Genomic DNA, 20,313 nt, shown 5'->3' with positions numbered 1-20,313 from the left:
CCGCTCTGTCTCCCGCTCAGATGTTCTTGAACAGCGGGCTTTTCAGTTGCTGCGAGGCGTCGGCCGCGGAGAAGAATTTCTCCATGTAGATGTCGCGCTCGAACAGCCGCCCCTGGATCAGCGCCGTGATGCAGGCCTCGATCATCGCCGGCGGACCGCACAGGTAGGCCTTGTGGCCACGGAAGTCGTTGTCGAAGTGCGCCTTGGCCGCTTCATGCACGAAACCGCGCGCGCCGTCCCAGTCGGAACCCGCCGGCTCCTCGGAAAGCGAGGGCACGTAGGTGAAATTCGCGTATTTCTCGGCCAAAGCCCGGAACTCGGCGTCGTAATACAGCTCGGCGCGGCTGCGCTGGCCATAGACGAGGGTCATCGGCAATTCGCAGCCTTCGCTGAGCAGGTCCTCGATCATCGACTTCGGGCTGGACAGGCCTGAGCCGCCGGCCATGAAGACCAGCGGCACATTAGCCGACTTCTTGACGAAGAACCGCCCATACGGGCCGCTGAACTTGAGCCGGTCGCCGACCTTCAGCTGCTCGTGCAGCCAGGTCGTGACCTGCCCGCCGGGCACGATGCGCACGTTCAGCTCGACGACATCATCGGTCTGCGGCGCATTGGCCAGCGAGAAGGCGCGCGACTGGCCGCCCAGCGCATCGATTTCCAGATTGACGTACTGGCCGGCCTGGAACTTCATCGGCCGGTCCAGCTTGAGCCAGATGCCCTTGATCGTCGGCGTCAACGATTCGATCCTGACCACCTCGCCTTCGTAATCCTCGACCGCCAGGTTCAGCGAATCGGGATCGTCCTCGATCTCGGCCTCGATCACCACGTCCGATTCGAGTCGGGCGCAGCAGGCCAGGCACTTGCCCTCCTCGCGCTCGAAGTCCATCAGGGCAAAGGTCGATGCCTCGCCGTGATCGATCTCGCCGTCGGTCACCTGCACCTTGCAGGTTGCGCACAGGCCGTGGCAACAAGCATGGGGCAGATAGATGCCGGCGCGCAGGGCGGCGTCGAGGATGGTCTGGCCATCCTCGACTTCAATGGTCTGGCCAAGCGGTTCGATGGTCAGTTCGTAGCTCATGCCGCCCTCGGATCAGAAGTAGGTGCCGTTGCCGTTCAGGCCAGGCGTCTGCATGCGCAGCGCGGTCTTGTGCTCGAGGCCCTGCTCGGCCAGCGTCTTGTTCATGTCGGGCTGGAAGGGCTGCCCCGACTTGAGCCAGACGATCTTGCTGACATCGACCTTGGCCCATTCCGGGTGCGGCCCGAAGGAATGCGGCAGATGCTTCTCGACCAGCTCCGAGAACTTGGTGCTCGGCGGAATGCAGTAGGCAAACGGCGCACAGAACATCAGGTGGTCGTCCCAGCCGACGTAGAGCAGCTGGTTGCCGTGGAACTTGTCCTGCGTATCGGCAGCCGGGAAGTTGTATTCGCTAAGGGCTTTGACAGCCATGTTCGTCTCCTAAATTCTTGTCGGGAGGGCGCAATCGCCCTCCGCCGGTTGTGGTCGATCAGGTGTTCTGGGTGGCCGCGCCACGCCAGGCGGCGAAGTTGGCCTGGTCGCCTGAGCCTTCGTAGTCGAGGTTGTCCTTGCCGTTCTCGATGTGATACCACTCGAGGACCTTGGCCATCGGGTCGAAGCCCTCGGCGGTCGGGTCGGTGCCCTCCGGCCAGCAGTTGCCCTGGTAGATCTGGTGCACCGGCAGCCAGGCCTGGATGTACTTCTCCGGCTCGTCGTCGAAGATGTGCTTACAGCCGTCCGAACAGGTGTGGTACTTCTCGCCCTGGTAATCGGACTCGCGATAGCAGATCTTGCTCGGGTCGTCCGGCTCGGTGAACACCATCGGGATCTGGCAGACCTGGCACAGCATGGGCAGCGTGTTGTTGTAGAAACGCTCGCCCTTGTCGGCCATTTCGCGCCACTGCTCGTAACGCGGCCGGTAGTACTTGTCGAAGGTATTCGGGTACTTGGCGGAGAGCCAGTCCATTTCCTCGGCGTTCGGCAGCCAGGTGTGGAAGGCCGAGGCGTGGGCATACTGGTAGAAAGTGCACCAGGCCTGGTGGGAGATGTGCTCCTTGTCGACCGTGCATTGGGTGATGCAGTCCGGCACCTTGATGCCGTACTTGGCCAGGTCGTTGAACAGGGCGCCGCCGTTCTGCTCGAAGTAGATTTCCCAGGCTTCCTTCCAGCTCATGACGCGCTTCGGCAGCATGTAGTCCATCATCATGCCGACCAGGGTCAGCACGCGGATGCCGCGCCAGGCCCACTTGTCGATCCACTTCTGGACGATGGGCAGGTTATCCGGGTCCTGCTCGAGCATGAACTTGATGCACTCAAGGCCCAGGGTCATGTGACGGGCTTCGTCGGACTGCGCCGAGAAGCCGAAGGTCACGGTCGCCATGTCGCCGTTGTAGGCGGCACCGGACATGAAGGGCACGAACAGCAGGTTGGTCAGCACGTACTCGAAGGAGAAGCCGATGGCGATCATCCATTCGAAGGGGCCGGCCGAAAAGGCGTCGTCGAAGAAGGACTTGGGCACGGAGAGGTACCAGATGCGTTCGATCTGGTGGGCCGCACCGGCGTGGAAGCCTTCGTAGAACTTGTTGTAGTTCGACAGGGCGTGAATCTGGGTCTGGGCGTGACGAATCTCGTCGATCGACTGCATCAGGCAGGCAACGCGCGGGCCGACGCCCGGGAAGTTGCGGCCGGCGGCGGCAAAGCCGCGGTGGGCGACGTATTCCAGCGGCGAGATGCCGGTCAGGAACAGTTTGACCGCATTCAGGTAGCGCGCATCGGTAATGCCGAGGTGGCCGTTGTTCTGGGCGAAGGCATCGAGCACGGCGTAGAGCTTGCGCTCCTTCTCGGCCTGGTATTTCCAGTAGGCGTCCATGGTCAGACGGAAGGGGTCTTCCCACTTCTCCCAGTCGTGAATCTTGATGCCTTCGAAGGTGGCCTGCGGGAACACCTTGTCCATCGGTTGGTAGGTGGTCTGCCAATCCAGACCGCGCGTCATATGGGCGTATTTTTCCTTCAGGCCCAGCTTTTTCTTGTTGGCTTTCATGTCCATGAGAGTCTCCTTCCTCAGTTTTTCCAGGCCAGCGTGAACTGGTCGTCGTCTTCGTCGATATTCCCGGACAGGGTGATCAGGTTGATCTGCAATTCCTGCAGGTCGAAATTGCGGCCGATGCGCTCTTCGATGGATTCGCGCTTGATGACCAGCTGGCCCTCGGCATTGATCTTGACCATGGCCGGTTGCTCGTCGAGCACCGCATGCGGGTTGTCGGCGAGGATGGACTCGACGATGGGACGTGTGTCCTCGTTGGTTTGAAAGGCGATGAATACGGTAGACATGGAAACTCCTAGACCGCCAGGCCGAGCTTGGCGCAGCGGGCGTTGAATTCGGATACGAGATCGGCCAGCACGTCGTCGGCCTGGTCGCCGAAGGCACGCCGGGCAATCGGTGCCAGCGCCTCGCGGGTAGCCGAGCGGTAGTGCTTGACCCAGGCACCGAGCTGCTCCTTGTTCTCGGGCGATTCGGCGGCAGCCGTCTTGATCTGCGCATCGATCCACTTGGCCGTTTCGGTCGACCATTCGGCCATGAAGCGGGTCATCATCGAGATGGCCGTGCCGCCCTTGGCCGAGAATTCGGCGTCCAGATAGTCGTAGAGCATCGGGTTGAGCAGGCCTTCGAGCACCAGGTTCTGGGCGACGAAAATCTCGAACCAGTCATCCAGTACCAGCATGTTCTCGACATGGCGACGCATCGGCTGCCACAGCGCGCCGGACATCCAGGCATCCTTGGCGGCATCGAGCGCATCCGGGCCATCCAGCACCAGGCCGATACGGGTCAGGTACTGCGCGACGCCCAGGTGGTCCATCGCGTGATACAGGCAGGGCTGGGTAATGACCGTGCCGTAGCCGTAGGCGGTGATGTAGGAATTCCCCATGTTGCCGCCCCATTCGACGTGGCGCATCGGCACCAGCACATCCAGGGCGATCTGCTTCAGATCGGCCGGAATCAGCTCGGCCAGGCCACGATCCTCGATCATCTCGAAGCTCGACTCGGCAGCATCCTGCTGGCGAGCCCGGGCGATGGTGTAGGCGCCGTAGTAGTACTGGCGCGGGTCCTTCAGCGCATACCAGTCTTTCATTTGAATCTTGGTGCGCTTCTTGTCGAACAGCACGCGATCCGCATCCCAGGTCGGGCGGTAGTGGAAGATATGCTCCTGCTGGATGTTGTAGCTGCCTTCCTGGTAACGGCTGGCCGGCTTGTCGCCGAAGCGCTCGACCAGGTGGTCGAAGGTGTGGCGCAAGGGCTTGATGGCCACGGTGCGCAGATCAATCTGCATGTAGGTCTCCTCTCGTTATTCCCGCGAGCGGGATGGTGTGTTCAGACTGCGTCTTCAAATCCCTGGCGCGAGGCATCGTTCAACCGGGAAACCCAGTCGCCCTGATCCGACGTCGCCGGATCGAGCACGATGACCTCGTTGGCCAAGCAGAACTCATGAAATGCGGATTCGGGCAACATCAGCTCGACCGCCAGTTCGGGATCACCGATCGAGAACTCGAATTCGATGAAACCGTCCGGACGACGATTACAGACGCGAACGTAGCGACGCCCCGCATCGAACGCCCCCCCCTGCCTTTCTTGTTGCCCCATCGTCCATCTCCTGAAAGCGGCGCAGCGCCCATCGCTGCCGGCCATCTCTTTATCAAGGAGCGTGCCAATGGGTTAAGCATCTGTTTTTATTGAAATCACAAAAAACCAGCAGCCATTTTTCCGCACTGCATCATTACGATTTGATGAATAAATTTCGATTAAGGCAATCAAATGATCAACTGCCGGCTGTCTGTTTTTGTTACCTGAAAGACGCCGGACAAAGCAGCCGCTTCCCCGCTTTGCATGCGGCCATGCCATATGAATGGCGCGCGATTTCGCCCCCCACGGCAAACAAAACCGTGAAATAATCTCGAGAAAATTATCGGTTACCGGAGCAAAATTGCTCGAGCCAACCGGCAGGCAGCCGTACAGAAAACAAAGCGGATCACCCCGGTAACGAGGGCCATTCGTAACAGAGAGACAAGATGACAACCATCCGTTACCCGGAATCGAACGACCTGCGCAATCTGGTCAAGTTTTGCGAAAAGGACGGCACGATCTGGCTGGCCGAGAACCGCATGGTGCTCATGCACACCTCGGCACTCGGCGCCTTGCGCCGCGAACTGGTCGGCTCGGTCGGCAAGGAACACGCCCGCCGCCTGCTCACCCGCATGGGTTATGCCGCCGGCGTCTGCGATGCCGAACTGGCCAAGCGCATCCGCGGCCATCAGTCGATGCAGGACGCCTTCTTCACCGGTCCGCAACTCCACATGCTGGAAGGCATCGTCCGCGTCACGCCAATCGACATGAAGCTCGATTTCGACAGCGGCAATTTCTACGGCGAATTCCTGTGGGAGAACTCCTGGGAACAGGACATCCACCTGCGCGAACTGGGCCAGTCGGAGGAAGCGGTGTGCTGGTCGCAGATCGGCTACGCCTCGGGTTACACCTCGGCTTTCATGGGCCGTTTCATCCTGTTCAAGGAAGTCGAATGCGTCGCCTGCGGCCACAATCACTGCCGCATCGTCGGCAAGCCGCTCGAGGAGTGGGACGATGCCGACCAGCATGCCAGCTACTTCGAATCCGATTCGATGCTCAATCACCTGCTGGAACTGCGCCACCAGGTCGACTATCTGCGCACCACCATCTCGCAACAGACGCAGACACCGCAGCTGGTCGGCAATTCCAAGGGCTTCCAGCACGCCCACGATCTGGTGACCCGTGCTTCCGGCACCCAGGTTACCGTGCTGCTGCTCGGTGAAACCGGTGTCGGCAAGGAGCGTTTCGCGCGCACCCTTCACCAGATGAGCAACCGCAAGCAGGGTCCGTTCGTGGCGGTCAATTGCGCAGCGATGCCCAACGACCTGATCGAATCCGAGCTATTCGGCGTAGAAAAGGGCGCCTTCACCGGCGCCCAGACTTCGCGCATGGGCAAGTTCGAGCGGGCCGACGGCGGCACGCTGTTCCTCGACGAAATCGGCGAACTGCCGCTCGCCGCCCAGGCCAAGCTGCTGCGCGTGCTGCAGGAGGGCGAGATCGAGCGTCTGGGCGACGACCGGGTGCGCAAGCTCAACATCCGCCTCGTCGCCGCCACCAACGTTGACCTGCAGGCCGCAGTCAAGGCCGGGCGCTTCCGTTCCGACCTCTATTACCGGCTCAGCGTCTATCCCATCCAGATTCCGCCACTGCGCGAACGCATCGCCGACATCCCCCTGCTCATCGAAGCCATGCTCGCCCGCTTTTGCACGCTTTACGAGAAGAAGCTGCTCGGCATCAGCGACAAGGCCATGCAGGCCATCAAGGCCTACCAATGGCCGGGCAACGTGCGCGAACTGGAAAACATGATCGAGCGCGGCCTCATCCTCGCCCCCAACGGCGGCTGGATCGAACTCGAGCACCTGTTCGCCAACGTCGCCGCCAGCGACTTCAGCGAAGCGCAGATTTCCCAGGCCGGCAGCCTCGAACGGAAAAAGGAACCCTGCGCCTCCGCGGCCTTGATCGACGCCATCCTCGACGCAGTTGCAATACCGGCTGAAAAAGAAGGACGGTAGCTGAGCGGGCGCCGGTACGAAAAAACGGCCCTCAGCCGAGATCGACCGGCACGAAAATGCGAGACTCCCCCCGCTCGACCAGAATGGCCGCCTTCTTGCCCACGCTGGCAATGGCGGTGCGCAGCTGGTCGACGCTACCGACCGACTGGCCGTTGACCGACAGGATGATGTCGCCCGGTTGAATGCCAGCCTTCGCGGCAGAGCCGCCGGACTGTTCGACGACCAGGCCCGCTGTCACGCCGGCCTGGCGTTTTTCATCCGGCGTCAGCGGCCGGACGGCGACACCCAGGCGCCCCTTGTCGATGCTCGGCGCTTCCGCCGCGGCGACTTTCTCCTCGCCGAAGCTGCCGACCTTGATCTCGATATCCTGTGCCTTGCCCTTGCGCCAGATCTGCAGGCGGGTCGATTCGCCCGGTTTTTTCAGGGCCACGGCCGCCGGCAGATCGCCGGCTGAATTCACCGCCTTGCCGTCGATGCCGATGATCACGTCCCCGGGTTCGATCCCGGCCCTGGCTGCCGGGCCGCCCTTTTCCACGGAAGAAACCAGGCCGCCGGCCGGCTTGGCAAGACCGAAAGTGTCGGCCAAGGCCTGGTTGACCTCCTGGATGCTGATGCCCAGCTTGCCGCGCTGGACCTTGCCGGTGGTCACGATCTGCCGCTCAACGTTCATCGCCACCTCGATCGGAATGGCGAAGGACAAGCCCTGATACCCGCCACTGCGCGAATAAATCTGCGAGTTGATGCCGATCACCTCGCCGTTCATGTTGAACAGCGGGCCGCCCGAGTTGCCGGGATTGACCGCGACGTCGGTCTGGATGAACGGCACATAGCTTCCGTCCGGCAGCGAGCGCGATTTGGCCGACACGATGCCCGCGCTGGCACTGCTCTCGAAACCGAAGGGCGAGCCGATGGCCAGCACCCATTCGCCGACCTTCGTCGGCGCCGACGTACCGATGCGAACGAACGGAAGATCCTTGGCGTCGATCTTCAACACGGCCACGTCGCTGGCCTTGTCGGCACCCAGAACCTTGGCCTTGAACTCGCGCTTGTCGTTCAGTTTGACAGTCACTTCGTCGGCGTCCTCGACGACATGGGCATTGGTCAGGATCGTGCCGTCGGCACTGACGATGAATCCAGACCCCATTCCCTGCACCGGCGTCTTGCCCTGCGGCACCTGCCCGCCGAAACGACGGAAAAACTGATAGAGCGGATCGTCCGGATCAAGCTGGGGTATGCCGGCTGCGGTCTTGCGTGTCCCGCTGACGCTGATATTCACGACCGCCGGAGCGTTGGCGGCAACGATGCCGCGCATGTCGGGCAGTGCAAGCGGCGCAACGCCCGGTTGTGCTTCATTCTGCGGCGATACGGCAGCCGACGGCACGGCATGCGCGCTGGCGACCGTCTGCAGTTGTCCGAAGGAATAGGCACCACCCAGCGCGGCCGCAACGGCGACCGCGACAACCGTCATCTTCAATGCTTTCATGTTCTGTTTTCCTCCTGAAATGAATCAACCACGGGAAGATTCGTCTTCGGTGCGAGCCGGGACGCCAGGCACTCCGGGCGATGCGGTCTCGCGCTTGGGCGCACTTTTTTTCGCGGCGCCGTGCGTCGTGGCGGAACGCATCGTTTCCATCGCGAATACCGGCTGCGCCAGTGCAGTCCCGAGCGAACCGACGACCAGAAGCGAACGAAAGACGGGACGTAGCCGGCCATGGGGACCGCCCCGGCGCACCGTCGATTGCGCTGCCGGCACCAGGCCGAAATAACGCCTCGCGGTCATCATGAAAGCTGCCACGACATGGGCTTTCCGGATTTCATCAGAGTGCATGGGAATCTCCTCGAGGCTCACGATGGGCTTTAGTTTCATGCCAAAGCACGATTTTTCACGTTGTCTTTGTGCGACGATTTGTATCCATTTTTTTCAACCGTGCCCGTTCCCTGATCCGGCCCGGGCGAGCGCTTGAATACCGCGACCGGCAGCGGGGAACATCGCGATCCGGCAAGACCCGATGGAAGGGACGAGGCCGCCGCCAGCCGCCCCTTCCGCGCAGGTATCCGAAAAGTCAGGCGGATGCAGACCTCTAAATTGAAATGAGATTTACTTTCATTTACAATTTCAGACTGCTGTTCCAACACTATCGCAAGCCAGCCACCCACCGAGTTCTCCAGGCAGCCAGCCAGCATCAAAAAAAACTGTCTCTGGAGAGTCAAAATGAAGTCCTGCTTGTCGAGAAAAAATTTTTCTCCCACGCCGCTCGTGCTGGCGATTGCCGCCGCCTATGCCTGCTTGCCGGCTGCCCATGCCAAGGAAAGCCCCCCTGAAAAAATGCTGGCGACCGTCAAGGTCATCGGCGGCGAGGAAAACCTCCCGACGCTGGGCGGTGCCGGCCAGATTCTCGGCAAGAAAGAGCTGGAGGATGCCCACGTCTTCACCGTGAACGAGGCGCTGCGCAAGGTGCCCGGCGTTCACGCCCGCGACGAGGAAGGTTTCGGCCTGCGCCCCAACATTGCGATGCGCGGCCTGAATCCGACCCGTTCGACCAAGATCACCCTGCTCGAGGATGGGTTGCCGCTGGCCTATGCGCCGTATGGCGACAATGCCAGCTACTACCATCCGATGGTGGACCGCTACGAGCGCATCGAAGTCCTGAAAGGGGCCAGTTCGCTGATGTTCGGGCCGCAGACGGTGGGCGGCGTGGTGAACTACATCACACCGGCGCCGCGCCAGAACTTTGGCGGGTATCTCCAGGGCGTCGTCGGCAATCGCGGCTTCGTCAACGGCAAGGTGAATGTCGGCGGCGGCGGCCTGAGCCTGGATTACGGGCACAAGGAAGGCGACGGCGCCCGGGACAACATGAACCACAAGCTGGACGATTTCAATGTCAAGTACGGTGCCATGCTCGGCGACCGGAATGCGATCACGCTGCGCGCGAACTTCTACAAGGAAGACTCGATGCTGACCTATTCCGGTTTGACACAGGCCGAATACGACCGCCAGGGCGCCCGCTACAACCCGTTCAAGAACGATCGTTTCGAGGCCGAGCGGACGGGTCTTTCGGCCACGCACGACTTTCTGATCAGCGACACCAGCACACTGACCACCAGCCTGTATTACTCCAAGTTCGATCGCGACTGGTGGCGTCAGGCAAGCAACAGCCAGGACGGTCAATGTGCGGCATTGAATCCGTCGCGGCTGGCCGGTGTCGCCGTCAATCCCGATGCCTGCAACTCCACCCAGGGGCGCCTGCGCTCCTACGAAACCTGGGGTATCGAGCCTCGCCTGACCGTGGCACACGGCCTGGGCGAGTTCCAGGCCGGCGTCCGGGCGCACTTCGAGGAGCAGGATCGCCGGCAGATCAACGGCACCGCCCCGACGGCGCGGACCGGCACGCTGGTCGAAAGCAATCTGCGCAAGACCAGCGCCTATTCCGGCTTTATCGCCAACCGCTTCGATATCGGCTCGTTCAGCGTGACGCCGATCGCCCGTTACGAATCGATCAAGGCCGAGCGCACCAATCGCCTGACCGGCCAGACCGGTGAATCCAGCGTGCATGCCTTTACGCCGGGGATAGGCGCAACCTGGAACCCGATGCGGACATTGACCGTATTCACCAGCCTGCACAAAGGTTTTTCCCCGCCGCGCGTGGAAGACCTGATCGGCGGCACGGGGACGGTCACCGATGTGGACTACGAAAAATCGCTGAACTTCGAATTCGGGGTGCGCACGCAGCCGCTGCCGGGCGTTTCCGTCCAGGCCGCCTACTTCCGCAACAAGTATGACAACCTGATCGCCGTCGGATCGATTGCCGGTGGCAGCACACCGCTCTCGCAAGGCAAGGCACTGTTCGAAGGCCTCGAACTGGCCGCCGATGCCAATTTGTCGAATGGCGTGTTCAGCCGCGTGGCCTACACCTGGCTGCCCACGGCGGAGCAGACCGAAGCCTTCCGCAACGTGGCGAACGGAGCCGTCGTCGGCGTTCAGGGCAAGCGCCAGGCCTACGCGCCGGAGCATACGCTGACCGCCGCACTCGGCTATGGCATCGGTCCGTTCAAGGGGCAGATCGAAGCCCAGTACGTGGGCAGCCAGTATTCCGATTTTGCGAACACGGTTGCGCCGACGGCCGATGGGCAAAAGGGCGAGATTGCGGCCTACACCGTCTGGAACGCCGCCCTCGACTATCGTTTCGACAAGTCCCTGTCGGCCTTTGTCACCGGCAAGAACCTGTTCGACAAGACCTATATCGTCGACCGCACCCGCGGCATCCAGGTCGGCATGCCCCGCCTGATCCAGATTGGGGTGAAATACGCCTTCTGATCACCCGGAAAGCAACGTACCGGCGAAGGGCTGACGCAAGTCGGCCCTTTTTCGTTGAGCTGGCCGCCGGGAGCCCCGTGCGGCATTCAGTCCCGGGCCAGGGTTTCGCGGATCGCTTCGGCCAGTATTGCTGGATCTTCGGCGCCGACCACCACGCGCTGGCGGTCGACGATGAACGTCGGCACCTGGCGAATGCCCACCGCCCGTATCTCGGCTTCCATGGCACGCAGCAATTCGCTGTCCTCATCGGAAGCAAGGTAGGCGGCGACCTCGTCGGCCGGATAACCGCATTCGCCCGCAATGGCCACCAGCAGGCCGACATCGCCGACATGTTCGCCGCGCTGGAACTGGGCGGCGAACAGGCGCTCGACCAGGCACTCGGCATCGCCCCGCTGCTGCGCCCAATGGATCAGGCGATGTGCCTGCAAGGTGTTGGCGCGCAAAGAAATTTTCTCGAAAGCGTACGTCAGGCCATACGGTTGCCCCGCATCGCGAACCCGGGTGAAGATTTCCTCGACCCTTTCGCGACTGCCGAACTTGGCGATCAGGAAAGGCAGGTAGGGCTCGCCTTCCGGCGGCGTATCCGGGTTCAGGAAAAACGGCAGCCAGCGCTTGCGGCAGTGAACGTCCGGAAAATCCCGACGTACCAGTTCGATGGCCGCGTCGACGCGCCGCAAGCCGATGAAGCACCAGGGGCAAACGACGTCTGAAACGATTTCGATAGTCAGCATGTGTATTTTTGCAGGAAGCCGTGATCGTGTGCCATCTCGGACTCCGTACCTCTCCCCAATGTTCCCGACGTTGCCTGAAAATTTGCCCGGCCCACTCCGGGCATGGCGTGAAACTGCCATGCTAACCCCTTTCTTTCGCCAAGCGCTTCCGGTCATGGAAGACTGGAACCAGCCCCTTCCGATCACGCGCCGTCACGCAAAGCCGACAAACGGCAAGGCAGCCCTCCATATACTATGGCGTCCCGTTCGAGATTTCCGTCATGGAACACCGCCTGAAGCGCGCCCTGACCACGCCGTTCATCCTGCTTGCCGCCTTCATTCTGTGGTTCTGGGAATGGCTGTGGGAGCCGTTGCAGGGCGCCATGGCCTGGCTGGCCCGGTGGCCGCTGCTGCGCCAGATCGACGCATGGGTTGCCGGCGCGCCGCGCTACGTGGCACTCGCCCTGTTCATGGTGCCCGGCGTGGCCTTGCTGCCGTTCAAGCTGGCCGGCCTGTACTTTCTCGCCCATGGCGCACCGCTGCTCGGCATACTCACCTTCATGGCGGCGAAAATCGTCGGAACGGCCCTGCTCGCCCGCATTTTCACGCTGACCAGGCGGCAGTTGCTGGAGATCGGCTGGTTTGCCCGCAGCTACGCGGCCATCACCCGCTTCAAGTCGGCCGTCTTCTACCGCCTGCACGCCCATCCGGCTTACCAGCGCCTGCATGCGGCCCTGGCGAGCTTGCGTCGGCGCAGTCGGCAGGTACAGCGCGGGCTGGTCTATCACGTGCGCAGCCGCTGGCGGGCCGTCATGCGCCGCTCGCAAAGGCGCGGCCGGATGAGCTGTTTCTAGAAACGCCTCAGCCGACGACCTCGACACACTCGGCCACCCAGCCCAGCGCCTTGATGCAGGCCCGGGCGATGGGCGGCGACAGGCCGCCGTGGCCGGCTTGGGCGACGGGGAACCAGGTCGCTTCCGGCCAGGCCTGATGTAGAGCCTGCGCCGTATATGGCGGGCAGACCGGATCGGACAAGCCCTGCACGATGGCGGCCGGCAAATGACGCAGGCGTTCGACACCGGCCAGCAACTGGCCCGGACTCAGGAAGCAGTTCCGCGACAGGTAATGCATCTGGATGCGTACCTTGGCCAACTCCCGGGCATCGGGCAAGCGGCCGAGCGGCGCCTCGTCGAGCAAGGCGCGCTCGTAATCCAGCCAGGCCCGGCTGGCCCGCTCGGCCTCGCCGGCATCCTCGCCCAGCACGCGTGCTGCGCAGGCAGCCAGCAGGAGGTCGCCGGAAGCGGCCATCCCCAACGCCCGCGAGAAGGCGAGCCAGGCCTGCCGGGCGCCCGGATTCCCGCCGCCGGCATACGACGCGATTTCCGCCTGCGAGCCGAGAAAGATGCCGCGCAGGACCAGCCCGAGCACGCGCTCCGGATAGATTTGGGCATAGGCCAGCGCCAGCAGGCTGCCCCACGAGCCGCCGAAGACGATCCACATCGGGATGCCCAGCGCCTCGCGCACGATTTCCAGATCGGCGACCAGATCGGCGGTCGTGTTCTCGTTCAGTGCACCCAGCGGCTGGCTGCGCCCGGCCCCGCGCTGGTCGATGAGCACCGCGCGGAAGCGCTGCGGATCGAACAGCCGGCGTTGCGCCGCGGTGCAGCCGCTGCCCGGGCCGCCATGCAGGAAGAGCACCGGCAAGCCATCCGTCGGCCCCACTTCCTCGACATACAGATAATGGCCGTCGCCGACGGCCATGCGCCGCGCGCAGCGCGGTTTCACTTCGGGATACAAGAAGTCGGCGGTCACCGCTGCTCCGTTCAGGATTCGATCAGGCCGTTGCGCACGGCAACCAGCGTCAATTCGGCGGCGTTCTGCACGTTGAGTTTCTGCTTGATGTGATAGAGATGCGTACCGACCGTGCTCGGGCTGAGGCAGAAATCACTCGCCACGTCGTTGACCGAACGCCCCTCGGCCAGCTTCAGGAAGACGGCCAGTTCCTTCTCGGTCAGCGCTCCGACCGGGTTGGCCGAGCCCGACAGCTGCGCCAGGGCCACGGCCTGGGCCAATTCGGGATCGAGATAGCGACGATCCCGGCGCACCTCGCCGACCGCCCTCAGGAATTCCTCCGGCGACGCCCGCTTGCACAGGTAGCCGCGGGCGCCGAGCTTGAGGGCACGCACCGGCACGATGTCGTCGTGATGCGCCGAGAGCATCAGCACGCGGGCCTTGCCATCCCACAGCAGCAGCCGCTCCAGCGCCGCCAGGCCACCGATGCCCGGCATCGACACATCCATCACCGTCACGTCGGGATTGCACTCGGCGTACAGGCGCACCGCGCTTTCGCCGGTGTCGGCCTCGGCGACGACCTGGGCGCCTGCCCCTTCGAGCAGCAGACGAAAACCGAGCCGGACCATGGCATGGTCGTCGGCCAGCAGCACACGGGCACCTTGCAGATTCATGACACCACCCTCCTCGCATCGACCGGCAGACGCGCCTCGAAAACGAAGCCGCCCCCTGCCGGGCTGGTGAATTCCAGATGGCCGCCCAGCAAGGCGACCCGTTCGCGCATACCCCGCAAGCCCAGCCCGCAACCGCCCTGCTCCGACGGCCCCTGGCCGGCGCCGCAACCGTTGTCGGCAAGGCGGACCCGCCATTCCGCGTCGTTCGCCAGCACGGTCAGTTCGACCCGGCTGGCTCGCGCATGGCGGACAACGTTGGTCAGCCCTTCTTGCACGATCCTCAGCACCCCTTGCGCCAGCTCGTCGTCAATCGCGCCATCGGGCAGGGAAATCCGGCTGTCCAGCGCGATACCGTGCTGCCCGCGCCAGGCCTCGATGTACTGTGCCAGGCGCACGGACAGATCGTCCGGCTTGGAACGCAGGCGATGCAGGATGCGCCGGACCCCGTTCTGCATCTCGCCGGTCACCGCGACGATGCTCTGCGCGTGACCGTGCAGCGCCGGCTGCTCCGCGGTGCGCTGCGCGATGGCGCCGCCCAGCGCGCGTACCGCCGTGATGCCTTGCGCCAACTCGTCGTGCAGTTCGCGGGCGATGCTCTCGCGCTCGGCGCGACGCTCCAGTTCGACCCGGGCCTGCATTTGCTCGGCCACTTCCCTCGCCGTCTCGAGCCGGACGTTGTCGTCCACCGCCGCCTTCAGCCGGTCGGCCATGCCGTTGAAAGCCCGCGCCAGGCGGCCGAGCTCGGGCGAAGCGAACTGCGGCAGCCGCGTATCGAAACGGCCGCGCCCGGTACGGTCCAGCGCTTGCATGACCTGATCGAGCGGTCGCAGCGCCCGGCCCAGCGCCTGGCGCACGCCGGCAAACAGCGCCAGTAGCGCCAGCAAGGCCCAGCCGGCCATGCCCTGCAATTCGTCCCAGGCGTCGAGCACTGCCCGCGACGAATCCGGCAGCAGGCTCAGCCGGTAACCGTCCATGCTCAAATGACGCGGCGGCAACGGGCTGGAGAGCAGGTCGGCGAACCACCCCGGAGCCTCGCGGCCGGCCTTGTAGGGCGATGGCGGCGAGACATGGCGCAACTGACCGCCCGCATCGTGCACCGTCAGCACGTTGGCGCGCACCCGGCCGATGCCCGTCGCCACGGCAAGCAAGCGCTCGCCGCGCACGTCCGGCGGCAACGCCTGCAATTCGCCGATCACCACCCTCAGCCATTGCTCCGACACCCGCGTCGCCGCCTCGACTTCTTCATGCACCGCATTGCGCGTGGCGTGCAGCCACAGGCCGCCCAGCACCAGCAATAGGCTGGCCGCCAGCGCGCTCAGCACCAGGCCGACACGCGTGTGCAGGCCGGCCTGGCCCGGAGAGGGAAGCGAAAACGGCCCGGGCATGGTCATTTGCCGCCGAAAATGTAGCGCACGCCGACCCACGCGGCGCGCGGTGCGCCCGGCGCGACGAAGGTCTGGCGACGCCAGTCGTCCGGGTTGGTCTGGAAGCTGCCGGCGACGAAGGGGTTCTCGGCCAGCGCACCGGCCGTGGCATAGCGGCGGTCGAACAGGTTGTTCACCTTGGCGAAGAGCTGCCAGCCGCCGCCGAGCCGGGCCTCGGCATTGAGGTTCAGGATGGCGTAGCCGCCGATCTTGCCCGGACCGTCGAAGGTGCGGGTATTGCCCAGTGCATCGGTGGCGGTGCCGCCCTGGTGCTGGTTGTTCTCGTTACCGCGTACGTATTGGCTGGAGAAAGCCTGCACGTCGCCGCCGACGCGCAGCCAGTCGGTCGCCCGCCAGCTCAGGCCGAACTTGGCGCTGTGCTCGGGCAAGCCGGGCAGGCGATTGCCCTTCTTCACGAAGATTTCGTCGTCCTGACCGCCCCCCGTGCATTCCGCCGCCGTGCCGCGCGTGCTGTTGTTCTCGGCCAGCAGGCAGGCACTGGAGCGGAAAGTGGCGTGCAGCCAGTTGTAGCTGGCGAACCAGTCGACAGCGCTCAGGCTGCCGTTGAGGCCGAGTTCGAAGCCCTGGCGCTGCGTCTTGCCGAAATTGGTGAAGTAGCCGGCGCTGGTCGAGGTGCCGACGAACAGGATGTCGTCGGTGTTCAATGTGCGATAGACCCCGGCATTCCACTGGGTAGCGCCCGGCAGGTTGCCGCGCAGGCCGGCTTCCAGCGTGCGCGAGACGACCTGCTTCAGGTAGGGATCGGCGGCCATCGAGTTGGGCAGGGTGCACGGGTTGGCCGGGTCGGCGCAGCCGAGTTCGATGGGGGTTGGAATGCGGTTGCCCTGACTGAAGCCGGCGTAGGCGTTGAGCGCCGGCAGCACCTGCCAGCTCAGGCCGAGGGCCGGGTTGAGCTTGCGGTAGCTGTGATCGCCGTCGAGGTTGGGCGGGTTCGGGTTGTGCTCGTCGTGCGTGGTGACCCGGCTCATGTTGTAGCGCGCCGAGGCCGTCAGGTGCAGTACGGGGGTGATCGACCAGGTATCGGTGGCGAACAGGCTGGCCGTGCGGGTGGTCCCCCACAGCCGGTTTTCCTCGTTCTCGACGAGCAGCTGGTCGATGCCGCGCGAATCGTTCAGCGAGCCCAGCTGCCGCGTCTGTGCAAAGCGCATGCGGGCCTGGTCCCACGAGCCACCGAGCGCCAGCTGGTGCGCATTGGTCGTCAGGTTCCACTGCACCGCGCCACCGGTGCCGATCTGCCGCGTCTGCGTCCGGTTATGGGCGCCGCTCGGCGTATTCGGATCGATCGGCCAGTCGTTCTCGTAGTCGTCGTTCATGTCGCCGTTCAGCGTGCGGGTCCGCGTCTTGCGAACATAGACGTTGCCGCTCAGGCTCTGGTTGTCGCCCAGCCACAGCTTGCCGTTGAGGCCGAGCTGGGTGAGGTCGTTGCGCGTCTGGTCGGGGTGGGTGAAGATGGCCGCGCGACGCTCCGAGAACAGGGACTGCGGCACCAGGCCGTTGCCGATCAGCCGGCTGCGTGCCTGGGTCAGGGTCAGGTCGGCCTCGCCGGCTCTGTTGCGAAACGACAGCTTGCCGAAGAACTGCTTGACGTCGGAGGGCGAGTAATCACGCCAGCCGTCCTCGCGGAACCAGTCGCCGGCGGCATACCAGCCGACAGTGCCGTTGTTGCCACCCCACGCCAGCTCGGTATTGCTGCGTCCGAAGCTGCCGCCGGACAGTTCGAGCTTGCCGCCGGGATGCGAGAAGCCGCTCTTGGTGCGGATGGCCAGCGCCCCGCCCAGGGTGTTGAGGCCGAAAGCCGGATTCGAACCGGGGATCAGGTCGATGCCGGCAATCGCCGAATGGGGAATCAGGTCCCAGTTCACGGTATCGCCGAACGGTTCGTTGACGCGCACGCCGTCGACGTAGATCGACAGTCCCTGTGCGGTGCCAAGCAGCGGCGAGGCGGTGAAGCCGCGGTAGTTGAGGTCGGCCTGGTAGGGATTGCCCTGGATTTCGTTGATCGTCACGGCCGGCGCCTGGCGCTGCAACTGCTCGGCGATGTTCAGGCTCTCGATTTCCTCCAGCCGGCGGTCATCCAGCGACAGGACATTGGTCGGCAGGTGCAGGCGCGGCACCCCTATGCCGGCCAGTGGCGTGGTGCCCACGATCTCGACGGGGGCGGTGGTCACGGCTTGCTGCGCCCAGGCGGGCGCGAAGGCTGCCGCAAGCGCGACCGCCAGCAGCTTCGGTTGATGGTTTTGTCTCTTCATGTCGTTTTTCTGAGTTTGTAGTTGATTGGAACGATGACCTGGATTTCGCTGCCCTCGAGCGCCTCCGGGAAGGGCGGCAGGTTGCCGTGGCCTTCGAGCAGGGCCAGCGCGTGCTGGTCGAGAACGGCGAAACCGCTCGAGCGGTCGAGATGCACACCGAGCAGGTTGCCCTTGCGGGCGACTTTCAGACGCAGGCGGACCTCCCCTTCCCAGCCGCGCAGGGCGGCGATGCGGGGATATTCATAGCCGCGCGCGAACAGCTCGGTCAGACGCTGGCGGTAGCTGGCCAGCATGTCGGACTGGGCGGGTGCCGAAGGCGCCGCCGGGCGCGTGGCTTCGCCTGCCGCTGCGGCCATCGGGGCCGCGCTGGCCGGCGCCGGAAGCGGCTCGGAGACCGGTGCATCGACAGGGCCGGCAGCCGGTGCCGGGAGGGATGCGGTGGCCGGCCTGGCAATCCTGCCCGGATGGGGAGGCACGGTGCGTTCGATGCGCGGTTCATCCAGCCGGGCTTTCGGGGAAATCGCCGCCGGCGCGGCGGCTGGCGCAGCAGGCGACGCATCGATCAGGCGGATCGACGCCATGAGCGCAGGCTGCTGGCTCGGCGGGCGCGGCCCGGCGACCATCGCCAGCAGCGCGCCATGCAGCAGCGCCGAAAGGCCCAGCATGACGCGGAAACGGCGATGTTCCCAGGCATTCACCGGCCGGACTCCAGAGCATCCTGCTCGAAGGCGGGGAACAGATGGCCGACCGAGCGGCGGTATTCGGCCGCCCCCACGGGCAAACCGTCATAGACCGGCGGCAAGGGGCGGGCCAATACTTCGTTCATATCCAGCCCGGCGCGGGCCGCCTCGCGCAGGCTGGCAGTCAGCCAGTTCAGCCAGTCGCGGGTCTGGCGGATCGGCGCGGCATCGTGCGTGACGGCGCCGTGCCCCGGCACGAGTACCGAGAAATCGGATTCGCGGGTGAGTTTTTCCAGCTGATCGAGGGCGGCCAGCCAATGAGCCACCTGCGCATGCGGCGTGGTCGGCGCCCGGCCGTTGAACGCGAGGTCGCCGGCGAACAAGGTGCCGCTCTGCTCGTCGAAGACCGCAAGATCGGCCCCGGTATGTCCGTCGAGCGCGATCAGGCGCAGCGAACGACCGGCCACCGCCAGCTTGCCGGCACTCAATGTGCGGTTCGGCACCTGTACCTCGGTGCCCTTCATCCAGTTGCCGCTCATCCGGAACAGGTTTTCGGCAAAAGCGTCGCCGTCCCGGGCGATGCCTTGCCGCGTATCGGCGAGTGCGCCGATGGGTACATCGGCAAAGGCCTGGTTGCCGAGAAAATGGTCGGGATGGTGGTGGGTATTAATGACCAGCAGCACCGGTTTGTCGCTGACCCGGGCGATGGCCCGGCGCATCTGCTGGCCGTAGCGCAGCGACGGGCCGCTGTCGATGACGACGATGCCGTCGGTGCCGACGATGAACCCGGTGTTGACGATGTTGCCGCCGTTGATGGTGTCGAAATCCTCGGTCTTGCCGATGAAGACATAGACATCCCTGGCCACCGGCTGCGCCACGAGCCGATAGTCGAAGTCGTCGGCGGCCAGGCTGCCGGCCAGCAGAACGAGCAGGAGGCAGAGCAGGCGCTTCATTGCTCTATCCTTGCCTTGAAGAGGTTCCCGTTGTTGTCCCGGCCGCTGGCTTCGAGCGCGCCGCCGCCGACGCCGCGCTGCAGCGTGAACACCGGGTTTTCGCTGACCGGCTCGTAGGTCTGCACGCGCATCAGGCGCCGGCCGGCGGTATCGGTGAAGTTGATTTCCTCGATGTGGAAGGCCGGCGTACCGGCCACCAGGCCGGTATCCATGGGATGCACGATGCGCAGGCGGACGCGGCCGGCATTCGGCCCCTGCGACCACTGGCGGCCGCTCACCTCGTTGAGGCGCTTCTGCCATTCCGGCGACGCGGCTGCCGCCGACGGGGCCGTGCAGCCCCCGCCGACGGTGTTCACCCAGGTGCCGCCGACATGCCAGACGCCATCGCTCGTCTTCACGGCGGCCCGCACCGGGGAAGATTGCTGGAGCTTGACGCGGAACCCGAGATAGGCCGGCGCTTCCTCGGGAAAGAAGCGCAGCACCTGAACGATGGGGTTGAAATCGGCGAACACCACGACCTCGACGATCCCCGGCAGCGCCGTGGCATCGACGGTCACCGGCACCTGCATCGGGTTTTCCGCAGTCGACGGGGCGACCACCTTGACGCGCGGATCGAAGAGCACGGGGGCCCCGGCCAGGAAGGTTTTTTCCATGTCCGTCCAGCGCGCCGAGGCGAGCGGGTCGCCACCGTCCTTGAGGGCGGCGGCTTCGGCCGGCGACATCAGGGCCGCCAGCGCAATGGCCGCAATGGTCAGGGGGTATTTCATGTCTCTGTCTCGCTCCAATCCGCCCTACGGGGCTGTTTGCGGAACTGTTGTGCAAGCGGCATGCCAATCCCGCCTCGCCACGC

20 protein-coding genes are annotated in these 20,313 nt (G+C 64.4%); 3 read left to right on the top strand and 17 right to left on the bottom strand.

Features of this window, described 5'->3' with window-relative positions; genetic code table 11:
• Positions 1-16: 16 nt before the first annotated feature.
• Genes F1002_RS03440 through F1002_RS03415 form a run of 6 tightly spaced genes read right to left on the bottom strand, consistent with a single transcriptional unit; the run spans position 17 to position 4,655 of the window.
• Complete coding sequence (locus F1002_RS03440; protein WP_150427617.1) at positions 17-1,078, bottom strand: NADH:ubiquinone reductase (Na(+)-transporting) subunit F; 1,062 nt, start codon at positions 1,076-1,078, stop codon at positions 17-19.
• A 12-nt stretch (positions 1,079-1,090) separates the two neighbouring features.
• Entirely contained in the window at positions 1,091-1,447 is a 357-nt protein-coding gene (locus tag F1002_RS03435; RefSeq protein ID WP_150427616.1) for a phenol hydroxylase subunit P4, read from the bottom strand.
• Positions 1,448-1,505: 58 nt separating this feature from the next.
• The gene (locus F1002_RS03430) at positions 1,506-3,062 is read right to left on the bottom strand and encodes an aromatic/alkene/methane monooxygenase hydroxylase/oxygenase subunit alpha (protein WP_150427615.1); all 1,557 of its coding nucleotides are present in this window, start codon (positions 3,060-3,062) and stop codon (positions 1,506-1,508) included.
• A 14-nt stretch (positions 3,063-3,076) separates the two neighbouring features.
• Positions 3,077-3,346, bottom strand: coding sequence for an MmoB/DmpM family protein (locus F1002_RS03425; protein ID WP_150427614.1), 270 nt, complete (start codon positions 3,344-3,346; stop codon positions 3,077-3,079).
• A gap of 8 nt (positions 3,347-3,354) precedes the next feature.
• Entirely contained in the window at positions 3,355-4,344 is a 990-nt protein-coding gene (locus F1002_RS03420; protein WP_150427613.1) for an aromatic/alkene monooxygenase hydroxylase subunit beta, read from the bottom strand.
• Positions 4,345-4,385: 41 nt separating this feature from the next.
• Entirely contained in the window at positions 4,386-4,655 is a 270-nt protein-coding gene (locus tag F1002_RS03415) for a phenol hydroxylase subunit (protein ID WP_150427612.1), read from the bottom strand.
• Between the two features lie 425 nt (positions 4,656-5,080).
• Here F1002_RS03415 and F1002_RS03410 point away from each other — a divergent pair, with 425 nt between their 5' ends.
• Positions 5,081-6,646, top strand: a complete 1,566-nt coding sequence (locus tag F1002_RS03410; RefSeq protein ID WP_223879436.1) for a sigma-54-dependent Fis family transcriptional regulator — start codon at positions 5,081-5,083, stop codon at positions 6,644-6,646.
• A gap of 31 nt (positions 6,647-6,677) precedes the next feature.
• On the opposite strand, the gene F1002_RS03405 is transcribed toward F1002_RS03410, so the two are convergent.
• From F1002_RS03405 to F1002_RS03395, 3 genes are read right to left on the bottom strand one after another with little or no spacing between them, the layout of a single operon-like run.
• Positions 6,678-8,129, bottom strand: a complete 1,452-nt coding sequence (locus tag F1002_RS03405; RefSeq protein WP_150427611.1) for a DegQ family serine endoprotease — start codon at positions 8,127-8,129, stop codon at positions 6,678-6,680.
• Positions 8,130-8,153: 24 nt separating this feature from the next.
• A complete protein-coding gene (locus tag F1002_RS03400) occupies positions 8,154-8,474 on the bottom strand; it encodes a hypothetical protein (protein ID WP_150427610.1) in 321 nt (106 codons plus the stop codon).
• A 35-nt stretch (positions 8,475-8,509) separates the two neighbouring features.
• Complete coding sequence (locus tag F1002_RS03395) at positions 8,510-8,896, bottom strand: hypothetical protein (RefSeq protein ID WP_150427609.1); 387 nt, start codon at positions 8,894-8,896, stop codon at positions 8,510-8,512.
• Between F1002_RS03395 and F1002_RS03390 the strand changes: the two genes are divergently transcribed.
• The gene (locus F1002_RS03390; RefSeq protein WP_191090290.1) at positions 8,871-10,961 is read left to right on the top strand and encodes a TonB-dependent siderophore receptor; all 2,091 of its coding nucleotides are present in this window, start codon (positions 8,871-8,873) and stop codon (positions 10,959-10,961) included. The two genes, F1002_RS03395 and F1002_RS03390, sit on opposite strands and share 26 nt — an antisense overlap.
• A gap of 86 nt (positions 10,962-11,047) precedes the next feature.
• Here the strand turns inward: F1002_RS03390 and F1002_RS03385 are convergent, their stop codons facing one another.
• Entirely contained in the window at positions 11,048-11,692 is a 645-nt protein-coding gene (locus tag F1002_RS03385; protein WP_150427607.1) for a DsbA family oxidoreductase, read from the bottom strand.
• Positions 11,693-11,952: 260 nt separating this feature from the next.
• Here F1002_RS03385 and F1002_RS03380 point away from each other — a divergent pair, with 260 nt between their 5' ends.
• Positions 11,953-12,525, top strand: coding sequence for a hypothetical protein (locus F1002_RS03380; protein ID WP_150427606.1), 573 nt, complete (start codon positions 11,953-11,955; stop codon positions 12,523-12,525).
• A gap of 7 nt (positions 12,526-12,532) precedes the next feature.
• Here the strand turns inward: F1002_RS03380 and pip are convergent, their stop codons facing one another.
• From pip to F1002_RS03345, 7 genes are read right to left on the bottom strand one after another with little or no spacing between them, the layout of a single operon-like run.
• Positions 12,533-13,483, bottom strand: a complete 951-nt coding sequence (gene pip / locus F1002_RS03375) for a prolyl aminopeptidase (RefSeq protein WP_223879435.1) — start codon at positions 13,481-13,483, stop codon at positions 12,533-12,535.
• Between the two features lie 11 nt (positions 13,484-13,494).
• Positions 13,495-14,136, bottom strand: a complete 642-nt coding sequence (locus F1002_RS03370) for a response regulator transcription factor (protein WP_150427605.1) — start codon at positions 14,134-14,136, stop codon at positions 13,495-13,497.
• On the bottom strand, positions 14,133-15,521 hold the full coding sequence (locus F1002_RS03365) for an ATP-binding protein (RefSeq protein ID WP_150427604.1): 1,389 nt from the start codon (positions 15,519-15,521) through the stop codon (positions 14,133-14,135). The genes F1002_RS03370 and F1002_RS03365 overlap by 4 nt, the downstream gene beginning before the upstream one ends.
• A 2-nt stretch (positions 15,522-15,523) precedes the next feature.
• Positions 15,524-17,830: a TonB-dependent receptor gene (locus tag F1002_RS03360; protein ID WP_150427603.1), complete on the bottom strand. Its 2,307-nt coding sequence runs from the start codon at positions 17,828-17,830 to the stop codon at positions 15,524-15,526.
• The gene (locus F1002_RS03355) at positions 17,827-18,528 is read right to left on the bottom strand and encodes an energy transducer TonB (RefSeq protein ID WP_150427602.1); all 702 of its coding nucleotides are present in this window, start codon (positions 18,526-18,528) and stop codon (positions 17,827-17,829) included. The genes F1002_RS03360 and F1002_RS03355 overlap by 4 nt, the downstream gene beginning before the upstream one ends.
• The gene (locus tag F1002_RS03350) at positions 18,525-19,463 is read right to left on the bottom strand and encodes a quinoprotein relay system zinc metallohydrolase 1 (RefSeq protein ID WP_150427601.1); all 939 of its coding nucleotides are present in this window, start codon (positions 19,461-19,463) and stop codon (positions 18,525-18,527) included. The genes F1002_RS03355 and F1002_RS03350 overlap by 4 nt, the downstream gene beginning before the upstream one ends.
• Positions 19,460-20,230, bottom strand: a complete 771-nt coding sequence (locus F1002_RS03345; RefSeq protein ID WP_150427600.1) for a quinoprotein dehydrogenase-associated SoxYZ-like carrier — start codon at positions 20,228-20,230, stop codon at positions 19,460-19,462. The genes F1002_RS03350 and F1002_RS03345 overlap by 4 nt, the downstream gene beginning before the upstream one ends.
• Positions 20,231-20,313 lie beyond the last annotated feature (83 nt).

This window comes from Dechloromonas sp. CZR5, from assembly GCF_008711155.1.
Taxonomy (GTDB): Bacteria; Pseudomonadota; Gammaproteobacteria; order Burkholderiales; family Rhodocyclaceae; genus Azonexus.
This window is presented reverse-complemented; position numbering and strand designations above follow the sequence as displayed.